This window comes from Porphyromonas sp. CAG:1061 (assembly GCF_000435035.1).
Taxonomy (GTDB): Bacteria; Bacteroidota; Bacteroidia; order Bacteroidales; family Porphyromonadaceae; genus Porphyromonas_A; species Porphyromonas_A somerae.
In genome coordinates this window covers 5,926-18,151 of sequence record NZ_HF988905.1, presented here as the reverse complement: position 1 = coordinate 18,151, position 12,226 = coordinate 5,926, and the positions used below count along the sequence as shown (strand labels likewise).

The 12,226-nt window shown below is 50.7% G+C and carries 12 protein-coding genes; all 12 read right to left on the bottom strand.

From position 1 onward, the window contains the following. Positions 1-210: 210 nt before the first annotated feature. Positions 211-390, bottom strand: coding sequence for a 50S ribosomal protein L32 (gene rpmF, locus QVO39_RS04035; protein WP_021903113.1), 180 nt, complete (start codon positions 388-390; stop codon positions 211-213). 17 nt (positions 391-407) lie between these two features. Then, positions 408-938, bottom strand: a complete 531-nt coding sequence (locus tag QVO39_RS04030) for a YceD family protein (RefSeq protein ID WP_021903112.1) — start codon at positions 936-938, stop codon at positions 408-410. A gap of 443 nt (positions 939-1,381) precedes the next feature. Beyond that, the gene (locus QVO39_RS04025; RefSeq protein ID WP_021903111.1) at positions 1,382-2,137 is read right to left on the bottom strand and encodes a biotin--[acetyl-CoA-carboxylase] ligase; all 756 of its coding nucleotides are present in this window, start codon (positions 2,135-2,137) and stop codon (positions 1,382-1,384) included. Then, positions 2,094-4,613 carry a YfhO family protein gene (locus QVO39_RS04020; protein ID WP_021903110.1) on the bottom strand — a complete coding sequence of 840 codons (2,520 nt, stop codon included), beginning with the start codon at positions 4,611-4,613 and terminating at the stop codon, positions 2,094-2,096. Before QVO39_RS04020 ends, QVO39_RS04025 begins: the two co-directional genes overlap by 44 nt. Positions 4,614-4,616: 3 nt before the next feature. Further along, positions 4,617-6,086: a CCA tRNA nucleotidyltransferase gene (locus tag QVO39_RS04015; protein WP_021903109.1), complete on the bottom strand. Its 1,470-nt coding sequence runs from the start codon at positions 6,084-6,086 to the stop codon at positions 4,617-4,619. A gap of 39 nt (positions 6,087-6,125) precedes the next feature. Next, the gene (locus QVO39_RS04010) at positions 6,126-8,177 is read right to left on the bottom strand and encodes a tetratricopeptide repeat protein (RefSeq protein ID WP_021903108.1); all 2,052 of its coding nucleotides are present in this window, start codon (positions 8,175-8,177) and stop codon (positions 6,126-6,128) included. Positions 8,178-8,179: 2 nt separating this feature from the next. Continuing rightward, positions 8,180-8,734 carry a peptide deformylase gene (def, locus tag QVO39_RS04005; RefSeq protein WP_021903107.1) on the bottom strand — a complete coding sequence of 185 codons (555 nt, stop codon included), beginning with the start codon at positions 8,732-8,734 and terminating at the stop codon, positions 8,180-8,182. After that, positions 8,734-9,171 (bottom strand): Holliday junction resolvase RuvX, encoded by a 438-nt coding sequence (gene ruvX, locus QVO39_RS04000; protein WP_018028447.1) that lies wholly within the window; start codon positions 9,169-9,171, stop codon positions 8,734-8,736. The genes def and ruvX overlap by 1 nt, the downstream gene beginning before the upstream one ends. Then, positions 9,156-9,629, bottom strand: coding sequence for a 2-amino-4-hydroxy-6-hydroxymethyldihydropteridine diphosphokinase (folK, locus tag QVO39_RS03995; protein ID WP_018028448.1), 474 nt, complete (start codon positions 9,627-9,629; stop codon positions 9,156-9,158). Before folK ends, ruvX begins: the two co-directional genes overlap by 16 nt. A 10-nt stretch (positions 9,630-9,639) precedes the next feature. Continuing rightward, entirely contained in the window at positions 9,640-10,695 is a 1,056-nt protein-coding gene (gene queA / locus QVO39_RS03990; protein WP_021903106.1) for a tRNA preQ1(34) S-adenosylmethionine ribosyltransferase-isomerase QueA, read from the bottom strand. 25 nt (positions 10,696-10,720) lie between these two features. Further along, entirely contained in the window at positions 10,721-11,464 is a 744-nt protein-coding gene (truB, locus tag QVO39_RS03985; RefSeq protein WP_021903105.1) for a tRNA pseudouridine(55) synthase TruB, read from the bottom strand. 3 nt (positions 11,465-11,467) lie between these two features. Then, positions 11,468-12,226 (bottom strand): undecaprenyl-diphosphate phosphatase (locus QVO39_RS03980; protein ID WP_288171740.1); only part of this gene is annotated, 759 nt, incomplete at its 5' end.

The following is a 12,226-nucleotide window of genomic DNA, read 5'->3' as shown; positions in this document are numbered from 1 at the left end:
CCTAGCCCCTGGTCGGAGGGCTAGCCCGAACGACCAGGGGAATGCGGTAATCTCCTACCCACCCCTACGACCTCCCCTTGTGAGAGGTCGGACACCTTGGGCTAGGAATAGACACCGTGCAACATTCTCAATAAGTGAATGCTAATAATAAATGGAGCTACAGCCGAAAGGGCTATAGCTCCATTTATTATTCTCCAAGGAGAGAGGGTTTTATGCCTCTACCTCAATAGCAATCTGACCTCTATAGTAGCCGCACTCAGGGCATACGGTATGGTATACGTGATAAGCACCACAGTTTGGGCACTTAGCTAGAGTAGGTGCAGTAGCTACATCATGGGTTCTACGCTTACGGGTCTTGGACTTTGATTGACGTCGTTTAGGATGTGCCATATTGATATAATCTCTATTTAGTTATTATTTTTATTCTTATTTATTTTCTCCTTCAGCTCTGCCCACATTGGGTCTTGTGGGTTGTTTTCTGTGGGTGGTTCCATCTCCAGGTGGCTCACCACTTCAGGGTCGCACTCACTGATATCCTCATGTACTCTTATGGATGGCAAGCTTAGTGCCAGGAGCTCGTATGCTATCCACGAAAAGTCATAGACTGGATCCTGAGCATCGAGAGTGATTTCCTCGTCGTTTTCGTCATCAAGAGCAGAGCCAAGTATCACCTCCACATACTCTTCGGCCTCTACATCTAGCTCCATTGGGGCTAGGCAACGATCGCACTCCACAGAAACTATCCCACTGTAGCCAAAGGTCAGTTTGAAGCGATTGGCGGTGAGTGGAGCTACTGTGAGCACGAGGTCTACGTCACCCCCTAAAAGCTCTGTCGCCTCGACCTCATCAAAGAAGTCGTCCCCTAGGTGGAAGCTGTAGCTCTCAGTCTGCTTTGGAGGGTGCGTGAAGTCAAGTGTCAAGTGATTATACTTATCCATCTTATCTCTTCTCTATGCAATATAGGATATACCTATATAAAACGTGGCAAAGTTACAAAAATATGTGGCAAGTACCAACTATTACCTCGTTGGGTTACTAATTTTAAGAATGTCATCGAATGCAAATGCCTTTATCTATGCAATAAAATGAAAAATATAGCTGAATATAGGACGGTCTAATGTGCTTTTGTAACCCATTGATATTTAGCATGCTAGCTTAGTTGCAACTCGCCGATTGCTTAGTTGCATCTCGTCAATTGCTTAGTTGCAACTCGCCGATTGCTTAGTTGCATCTCGTCAATTGCTTAGTTGCAACTCGCCGATTGCTTAGTTGCATCTCGTCAATTGCTTAGTTGCAACTCGCCGATTGCTTAGTTGCATCTCGGTTTTTGCTTAGCTGTACCTGTTCAATCTGCCCGATTTATGAACGTGTTTCCAAGCTACTATAGTATGGTGCTGATCTCTTTGAAGGCAAAGTGCTCTTTGCCCCTCGTGGCTGACTCTATCTCTAGCAGTCCATTGGGGAGCACTTGTTGGATCGTGCCGAAGAACCGCTCGCCTGAAGGAAGCTGGTATTCTTGCTCCTGCTGGTAGCCGTATAGGTGTTGGTGGTACAGTTTTCGGAGCACCTCTACATCGTCCGCGAGCTGCTCCACCTCTTGCTGGAGCAGTTGAGCTATCTCTCGGACCATTGAGTGGTGCCACGCTTCGTAGTTTTCAGGAAAGGTAATGCCTTCGAGTGCCAAAGAGGTGGCTACTGGGTGGTAATCTCCAAATTGAGTCTGCTTCACATTGAGCCCAATCCCCACAATAGTGTAGTTGAGTCGGTCGCCTAGCCATTCATTTTCCGTGAGAATACCTGCGATTTTACGCCGGCCTATTAGGAGGTCATTGGGCCACTTAATGGCGATCTCGGCGGGTTGAATATAGTGCGAGAGGAGCGTGAAAAGCGCTAACGAGGTGACCCTATTGAGGTCGAAGGTGGTGACCCCATGTGGTAGCTCCGGACGTAGTAAGATAGAGCAGGAGATGTTTTTCCCTGGCTCACTCTCCCAGCTATTGCCTCGCTGCCCTCGCCCTGAAGTTTGGGTGTGGGTATCTACTATGGTGTATGCTGGTAGCTCGGGATCCTTTGTGAGTAACTCCCGGAGGTAGTTATTCGTCGATCCTATCTGTGCTAGGTGTATCAGACTTTCCATGCTTTCTCTGTCGGATGTAGTAGATAACGGTGCCGATGCCTGCTAATAGGAGGAGTAGATTGCCGATATTAGCCACCAACTCGGTGGCGTGCAGCGTTTTGGGATCAAAGACAAACTCAATCTGATGCTGACCCGCAGGAACCACTAAGGCACGGAGTAGGTAGTCGGCCCTTAAGATCTCTGCTGGTGCTCCATCGATAGTGGCGTGCCAACCGTGTGGATAGTAGATTTCGCTGAAAACGGCGAGCCCCTCTTGTGCGTTGCTACTTTGGTAGGTAACTTTATTGGGGCTATAGCTTGTGAGCTTTATCTGTGCGGTGCTATCTGGGGTAATGGTGGTGGGCAGATGCTTTGCAAAGTCGCTTCCTACCACAGCTACCTCCTGCAGTGATACCTTGCCGATGGTGGTAAATTCATCATCGGGGGTATCCACCTTTTGAGCCTTGGAGACAAACCAAGCATCTCCGTAGGTGTCGGGGTCAGCAACGGCAACTTCCCGGCCAAGGCTATCAGGGATAATGTAGTACTTCGTATTGAGAGCCCGAAGGATATTGAGGTCTTGGTGCACTAGGTACCCCTCAATCAGGTCTTGATACCTCTGCAGTTTCGCCGCATGGTAGCCACCTACTGAGCGGTGGTTGTAGGAGGTGGTGGCGTCGTTAAAGGTATTCACCGCAAGATTGAGCACTCTGAATTGAGTGGTATCGGCGAGGATTATCTTATCGGCCTCTGTGGTATGGGATACCTTTGCCTGTACGCTCCGCTGTGGTAGGTACTTCTCATCATTGAGGTACCGCTTGTCTACGCTCCAAAGGTCTACTAAGATGAGTAGGAAAAGGAGGGAGAGCATCCACTCCTTATTGAGCTTCTCCTTTTGATAAAAGTAAAGGATGCCGATGCCGAATAGTAGCACTATGATGGTACGCAGTGCATCGGCCTTGAAGATGCCTTCGCGCACCTGCTCAAGGGCACTCCGCACAAGTGCCACCTCTTGTTGTTCTGCCGTAAGGGTGCTGAAGGTCTCTGCTTCAGCACGGCTAAGAAAGCCTCCTGATAGATTCGGATCTACCCACATCAGGAGGGCGATTCCAAGGGTGAGGGCTACCGAAATGATAGCGGCCTTTTTGTGCTCTTTGAGTAGCTGTGGCTGGGTTGTGAGCAGATATAAGGCCCAAATGGCGAAGAGGGGTAGGGTAAATTCTGCTACCACTAGTATGGATGAGGGGGTGCGGAACTTATCGTAGAGGGGGAAGTGATTGATGAATAATTCGCTCAGCCACATCAGATTGTGCCCCCACGAGAGCATAATGGTGAGCAGAGTGACCACCACCAAGCCCCACTTCATCGGTCCCTTGGCTACGATCATCCCGAAGAGGGCGAGTAGTAGCACAATGGCTCCGACGTAGACTGGCCCAGCGGTAAAGGGCTGGTCGCCCCAATATCTATTCTGCTGCGCCACGATTCCGACGAGTTGTGGGTCGCTAACACCCCCATTTTGTGCCTCCTCAATGCCGATGTATCCCGAGGCACCTCCCTTGGCATCGGGGATTAAGAAGGTAAGCATCTCATCAATGCCGTAGCTCCACTGTGTAATATAGGCGTGGTCAAGGCCCGTAGTGGTGGCCTGCTTATCAGTTGCCTGGTCTAGCACCGTAATCTCTCGCCCACCTCGCATCGTCTCTTTACTATACTGATAGGTGTGGTAGAGGCTGGTGCCATTGATTGCAATGCCCACTAATCCCGCAGCGAGTACGGTACCAGTTGCCTTTGCGAAGTGCAACCACTCTTTTTTGCGTGCCGCCTCGATGCCCCACGCTACCACCATTGCTACCATTACGAAGGCGAAGTAGTAGCTCATCTGGATATGATTGGAGTAGATCTGCAGGGCAGTGAAGAGCCCAGTGACGAAGAAGCCGAGGAGATACTTTCGCCGATGAAATGCTAGTACCAGTCCGGCGATTGTGGGTGGTATATAGGTGAGGGCTAGGAGTTTCCAGATGTGTCCAGCATCAATAAGAATCAGGAAGTAGCTTGAGAAAGCCCACATAATGGCCCCGCCAATAGAAAGTAGTCGCTTTAATCCCCAGCTACGCATGAAGATATAGAAGCCTATGAGTAGCATGAATATCAGGTAGCTATCCCCAGGTAGGAAGTTGAGGAATGGAAGGCGAAGGCGGTAGAGGTTCTGTGCCACCTTGATCCCCTCTGCCGAGGGGTAGGAGGGGGAGATTTGGTAGGTAGGCATGCCCCCGAAGAGGCTACCAGTCCAGTAAGAGCGTTCGCCAGTCTCCGCCTTGTACTCTACCACATCACGGCCAGTACCTGAAGCAGCTGCCCCATCGGCCTGAAAGAGTACTCTGCCCTCAAAGGCAGCAGGGGTGAAGTAGGCAAGTGAGATGACTAAAAATAGCAGTACCACACCTATTACATAGCCCCACGGTTTGAACTTTAACTGGGATATTCCACTCTTCTTCATATCTTATGCCTCTAATCTATTGACTACTTTGAACTCTGGGAACTGCTCCTCCACGAGCTTGTACATATATTCTAGTGCCGCCTCTCTCTCATTGGGGATGACCCCGTCAAGGATGGCGTCTTTGATCTGCTCTTTGATTAAGCCCAGCTCTCTCCGTGGGGTGAGCTGGTAGATATGCATGATATCATTGCCACTGACGGGTGGTTGGAAGTTGCGAATCCGATCCTTCTCCTCTATCTCTACCAACTTCTCTCGCACCAGGGCGAAGTTCTGTAGATACTTCTGCACCTTCGCAGGGTTTTTACTGGTCAGATCGCACTCACAGAGAGTCATTAGGTCGTCGATATCATCTCCCGCTTCAAAGAGAAGGCGACGAATAGCCGAGTCGGTCACCCCTTCATCGGCGAGCTGAGCAGGCCGCATATGCAGGCGAACGAGCTTTCGGATGTACTCCAAACGCTCTCCTAGTGGAAGCTTGATGCGACGAAAGAGTCTAGGCAACATCTTCTGACCAACATAGTCGTGGTTGTGGAAGCTCCACCCGATGCCCGACTCAAATCGCTTGGTGACAGGCTTCCCAATATCGTGAAAGAGGGCGGCAAGGCGTAGGTAACTATTGTCACTCACCTTCGCTACGTTATCCACCACTATGATGGTGTGGACGAAGTTGTTTTTATGCCCGATTCCCTCCTTGGTCTCGGCTCCTTTGAGTGCCGAAACTTCGGGGAGATATTGATCCATCAACCCTGTCCGCTGCATCAGTCCTAGCCCTATCGAGGGCTTGGAAGAGTCAATGATCTTCATAAATTCCGTCGTTACACGCTCTATGGAGACCACTGGCGGCTTGAGCCGCTTCGCATTTCGGCGGATGGAGTTAAAGGCTTCGTCACACACCTGAAAGTTGAGCTGGCTAGCAAAGCGTACTGCTCGCATCATACGGAGTGGGTCGTCCGAAAAGGTTTGGTCGGGGTCTAGCGGTGTGCGGATCACGCTATTCTGTAGGTCGGCAATTCCGCCAAAAGGATCATGCAGAGTGCCACGCTTCTCACCATTGAGTGTAATGGAGAGAGCGTTGATAGTGAAGTCGCGCCTTGCTTCGTCCTCCTCAAAGGTCGCCTCCTCTACAATCGGCTTGCGACTATCTTGGCGGTAGCTCTCTTTTCGGGCACCTACAAACTCCAAGTCCAGGCCGTGCCAGTGGATTTGTGCGGTGCCGAACGACTTGAATACCGATAGTTTGGCACCCTTGCCAAGGCGCTGAGAGAGCTCTTTGGCGAGGCGGATGCCACTGCCGAGGGTTACGAAGTCGAGGTCTTGCTTGAGCTCTCCTTTGAGGATAAGGTCGCGTACGGCTCCTCCCACTAGTCGCACCTCTTGCCCCACCTCATCCGCCGCCGCTGCGATGGTAGAGAGGAGTTGCTCACCAAGTTTCTCAGTAAGTTGTTGATATATGATGGATAGTTCTTTACTCATCTTGATAACTCTTCACTTTTCAAATCAAAGGGCACTCGCCTACTTCATCCGCTTGATGATAGAATAAGCCTTGAAGTAGCCCAAAGCTCCAGCCTGGCTAAGGTCATTATCCCCTAGTTGCTTCTCCCCGATAGCATAGTGGCAGAGCCCTCTATTAAAGTAGGCGGAGCCTAGTGTTGGCTCTAGTTTAAGCACCTGATTGTAGTACTCAATCGCCTCGCTATAATTGCCCATGGAGGCCTTGATATAGGCAATGTTGAATAGAGCCGGCACATAATTAGGGATTAGCTCAAGCACCTCTTTTAGGTCGGTAAGTGCCTCCTCCGAAATAGCTTTCTTCTTGAGGTACTCCTTAGAGAGGGTACTATTCATACTGATACCGAGCCTATTTTGGCTATTCCTTTCTCCGTCCTTAGCACTCTCTGCCTCGTAGGCAAGGATTCGCGAGGTGGCTCTTTGGAAGTAGGGCGCTGGGTCATCGGGTATCGCCTCAATAATCTGCCCCATCGTCTGCACCACAGCATCGTGGTCCTTGATGGTGAGTTGGTCGAGAGCCAGATGCATCATTGCTTCGGCAGAGTGGGGGATGCTGAGGTCAAAACTATCCACTGCATTGATGTGCTTCTGCAACTCCGCTTGTGATAGCTGGGGTAGATGCTCCACCACTAGCACACCATACTCCTCTGTAGGTAGCCCAATGGCCGAGGAGTAGGCCGTATTGGTATTGGTCTTCAGTTGCTTATCCACCGCCACATAGTAGGAGAGCGTAAAGAGTGGTTCTGGCTCTATCAACACCTCTCTATCCTGTATACGACCACGGATACCCTGCTCTTCCGTGTAAAGTTCATCGTACGCCTTTTGCTGGCTAGCATAGACGAGCGACCTAAACTTCTGGATATTATCATCCTTCTCGCTACGTACCCGCTCTGTTTCCTCTGCCAGTGCAGCTTGCTTTGCTTGTTGTGACGTGGCCTTTTGGAGGGTACCTTTGTCGTAGGTCATCTTCGAGGCAAGGTAAAGGTCCTCCCGAGCCGCCTGCGACTTCCCTTGTCCCGTTCGGGCATCTGCACGCTCTACAAGAGCTGGCAAGAAGGTAGGGTAGCGCTCAATGATTCTATCCAAATCGGCCTCTGCTACTTGGTAGTCGCCGATTTGGTTTGAGATAATAGCACGGTTGAAGAGAGCAAAGTAGTTATTCGGCTCCCGCTGCACCACCTTATTAAAGTCCTCCTGTGCCGCATTGATTTCTCCCACTTGGCTCCGCAGAAGTGCCCTATTGTAGAGTGCCAAGGTATTGGTTGGATCCAGTTCAATGGCAATAGAATAGTCTGCCATTGCCCCCTTGATATTGTACTGCTGATACCTCACAATCCCTCGATTGAGATAGAGCTCTGCCCTATCTGGCATATACTCCATCGCCCGATTGATGTACCCCTCCGCTTCGCTATAGTTCCCCCTGTCGTACGAGATACCTGCCATTGAGAGGTAAGCCCCCGAAAGGGTAGGAGAGATGGCAAGAGCCTTCTCAAATAGATCGATTGCAGCTACTGTATCCCCTCGCTCCAGCTGAAAGCCGCCATCTATCATATACCCCTCAGCATAGTCGGGGTAATAGCGATGGAGGTGATCCAAAGTCGCCCTTGTGCCGATGCTATCCTTCAGTGCCATCCGAAGCAAAGCAGAGTTGTGGAGTGCCCCTTTGTGGTCGGGATTATCCTGTAGCACCACCTTGTAATCTTCCAACGCAAGGGAGTCCTTGCCGAGCGTGTGCCGACTGATGGCCCTAAGGTAGTACGAGCCTACTAGAAAGGGATTTCGCTCAATGGCGGCACTGCTATCCGCTTCCGCTCCTAGGTAATCATCTAGTGAATACTTAGAAAGTCCGCGATAATAGTAAGGTTCAGCGAGATATGGTGCACTCTGTATGGCCGAATTGAAGTATTGTATCGCCAGTACATAGTCCTTAAAATAGATCGCGTTCTGCCCCACAGAGATCACCCGTTGGGTATCTATCTGTGCCTGCAGAGCCAGGGTACTCCCACCTAGGAGCCCCATCACGATCAGCACCACTCTCCAAAAAACTTTCAACATATCTACTTCGTAATCACCTTGTAGTGAGCCCTTACTTGCCCACGACTCATCTTCTGTAGCTTCCGCTTAATCATCGCTTTCCGCATTGGGTTGACCCTATCGGTAAAGAGCGTCTGCTCCAGATGGTCGTACTCATGCTGTATCACCCGAGCGTTAAATCCCGAGTAACTCTCCTCGTGAGGCACCATCTGCTCATCTAGGTACTTAATTGTAATCTGCTTGGGGCGATCTACATTTTCATTCAGCCCTGGTAGACTGAGGCACCCCTCCTGCATCGTACAGCTCTCCTCACTATACGCCGTGATTGTAGGATTGATAAATACCTTTTTAAAGCCCTTGCTATCGGGGAAGTCGTCCCCCAGAGGATCCGCATCGACCACAAAGAGACGGATCGCCTTCCCCACCTGAGGGGCTGCCAATCCAACCCCATCCGAGGCGTACATTGTCTCAAACATATTCTCAATTAGCTTCCCTAGCGACGGGAACTCCTCCTCCGTCACCTCCCTCGTCTTCTCTCGTAGCACCTCTGTGCCATAGACATATATAGGTAGTTCCATTACTTCTTCTTGTACTTCTCTTGATATATTCTACTCTCCATAAATCCTTGTAAGATGATTACCGCACTCACCTCATCGGCAATTCCCTTTTCACGGCGCTTCATCTTTCCCAACCCCGCATCTATCATCGCCCTTTGAGCCAACACCGTAGTAAATCGCTCGTCAAACCGTACCACCTCCACCGTTGGCAAAAGTTTACGCAGACGGTTCACCACCGGCTCAATATACTTCACGCTCTCCGAGTCAGTGCCATCGGCCTGCTTTGGCTCCCCCACTACAATCAGGTCGATAGGCTCCTTTTCAGCATACTCCTTGAGCCATTGAGCCACCTCGTGAGTGGGCTGAAAACCAAGCCCATTCGGCACTATCTGAAGCAAGTCGGTAGCGGCTACTCCCGTTCGCTTTCGCCCAATATCGAGTGCTACAAGGCGTCCCATAGCAGCTGCTGTATTGTCTTTCCCGTCACCGGGTCCACCACGTTGGGTGCTATCTCCGCCAGTGGCTTGAGTACAAACAGACGCTCCCTAAACCTAGGGTGCGGGATTGTGAGCCCCTCCTGCTCCACTACTTCATCACCATAGAGGATAAGGTCGAGGTCAATACTCCGATCCTTGTAGATGCCCGAGTGGCTCTTCTCGCTCCGTCCTAGCTCCCGCTCTATCTCTTGCGTCACCTCTAGCAGTTGGCTTGGTGAAAAAGCGGTCACCCCCTCCACCACTTGATTGAGGAATAGATGCTCCGACTCAAAGCCCTCCGGCTCCGTCTCCAGCACCTGCGACTCCGCCACCACCTCCACACCCCTCATAGAGAGCTGCTGGATAGCTTGCTTTAGCGAGGCACCTCGATCTCCGATATTCGAGCCAAGGGCAATAAAAACCGTCTGCTTCACACCCATTCTCTTATCCTTACAGAATCAGCATGGCATCGCCATATTGCCCGAAGCGATACCCCTCCTTCACCGCTGTCTTGTAGGCCTTCATCACCTTGTCATAACCTCCAAAGGCAGCCACCAACATCAGCAACCACGAGTAAGGCATATGGAAGTTTGTCACCATCGCATTCTGTAGCCCATAGTGGTATTCAGGGAAAATAAACTTGCTCGACCAGCCATCGTACGGCTTCACAAATCCATCCATACTCACCGCCGTCTCAAGTGCCTTTGCCACCGAAGTCCCCACAGCCACGATACGCTTCTTTTGCTCTACCGCCTTGTTGATCGTGTCGCAAGTCTCCTGATTAATAATCATCCGCTCCGACCCCATCTTGTACTTCGAGAGGTCATCCACATCAATCTCATCATACATCACCCGGCTAGTGTGCAGTGTTAGCGACGTAAATCGTATATCCTTTAGCTCAAAACGCTTTATCAGCTCCCTACTGAAGTGAAGACCAGCTGCTGGTACCACTACCGCCCCCTCCTCCGTAGCATAGATTGTCTGATAACGATCCTCATCCTCAGGCTCTACAGGTCGGTGGATGTAGTCGGGTAGGGGCGTCTCTCCTAGCGAGAAAAGAGCCTCCTTAAACTCATCGTAGGTGCCGTCGTAGGCAAACTTCAATATTCGCCCCCTCGACGTGGTATTATCCACCACCTCAGCTACCAGCTCGTCATTCTCACCGAAAAAGAGCTTATTACCGATACGTATCTTACGAGCCGGGTCCACCAACACATCCCACAGCATCGGTTCATTCAGCTCACGGAGGAGAAACACATCGATCATCGCATTCGTCTTCTCCTTATTTCCCACCAATTTAGCAGGGAATACCCGAGTATTATTCAGCACAAATAGGTCATCCTTTCCAAAGTACTCTAGGATCTCCTTAAATTGCTTATGCTCTATTTCCCCCGTATCCTTATGGAGTACCAAGAGACGGCTCTCATCCCTGTGTTTTTCAGGGTATTGTGCTATCTGCTCCTTAGGAAGCTTAAAATTAAAGTTCGATAGTTTATACTCCGCCATATTCATATATTCCTCCTTTTCCTTCTTAGTCAATAGTCATACGTTCCTCAATATACTCCTCAAACTGCTCCACCCCAATTCCCTCCGATGCTCTAAACTCCCCCACCGATTCACGGCGAAGGGCGGTCAGATAAGCACCACACTCTAGCGACCTCCCGATATCCCTTGCCAAAGCCCTGATATAGGTTCCCTTGCCACACACCACCCTGATGCGAATGTAGGGTAAGCTGTACTCCAGTAGCTCAATACGGTCAATCCGCACCTCCTTCGCCTGTAGCTCCACCCCCTCTCCCTTTCGGGCCAATTCATAGGCACGGCTACCCGCCACCTTTACTGCCGAGAATATTGGTGGCACCTGCGGTATCACCCCCTCGTATTGCTTCAGCACCTCCTCCACCTTTTCCCTCGTGATATGCTCCGTGGAGAATGTGGCATCCTCTTCACTCTCAAGGTCAAAGGAAGGCGTCGTTGCCCCCAGCTTCAGCGTCGCCGTATACTCTTTCGGCAACTTCTGTACCTCCTCTATCCGTTTCGTGTATCGGCCAGTGCAGAGCACTACCACCCCCGTAGCAAGTGGGTCGAGCGTCCCCGCATGCCCCACCTTGAGCCGCTTCACTCCGAGCTTTTTACAAAGTAGCCACCTAAATTTATTCACCACATCAAAGCTGGTCCACTTGAGTGGCTTATCCACCACCACAAAGGTACCATCCGAAAAAATATTCTGAGGCACTTCGTGCGACTTATGATCTCTTTGGCTCTTTTGCATCATTCACTAAACTAGGGCTAGCTCCACCCCCATACCCATTAATACAAGTATCACTCCGCCTACCAAGATACGATAAACTCCAAAGGCAGCAAAACCGTGTCGCTTGAGGTACTTGATAAAAGTCTGTATCGCCACCATCGCCACTATAAAGGAGACTACATTCCCGATGAGTAGCGTGACCCAATGCTCCTGAAGGATATAGAGCGTATCGCTTTTCCAAAACTTGATCACCTCCAGTACAAAGGCTCCGAGCATCGTAGGTACAGCGAGGAAAAAGCTAAACTCTGCCGCCACCTCGCGCTTCAGCCCTACCGACATACCGCCCACGATCGTAGACATACTCCGCGACATACCGGGGCAAAACATCGCAATGGTCTGGAAAAGCCCAATGGCAAAAGCCTTGCCATACGTCACCTCCTCCTTGTGATTGTTGCGAATTAGGCGGTCAATAAAGAGCATCACCACACCTCCAATCAGTAGATTAAGAGCGATGATCCACACCTTGCCCAGCGCCTCATCCACCCAGTCATTAAAGAGCAGACCCAGTATCGCAGCAGGCACCACTCCCACTACCAGTAGGAAGTAAAAACGAAAACGGCTCAGCCCCCGCCGCCACTTTCGCTCCTCATGCCACATATCCTGGGGAAGGTCAAAACGAAAGAAACGTTTGAAGTAGAGCACCACCACCGAGAGGATTGCCCCAAATTGGATCATCACCGTAAACGCCTTCACATAGGGGGTCGGCTCCATCCCCATCAGGGCTTG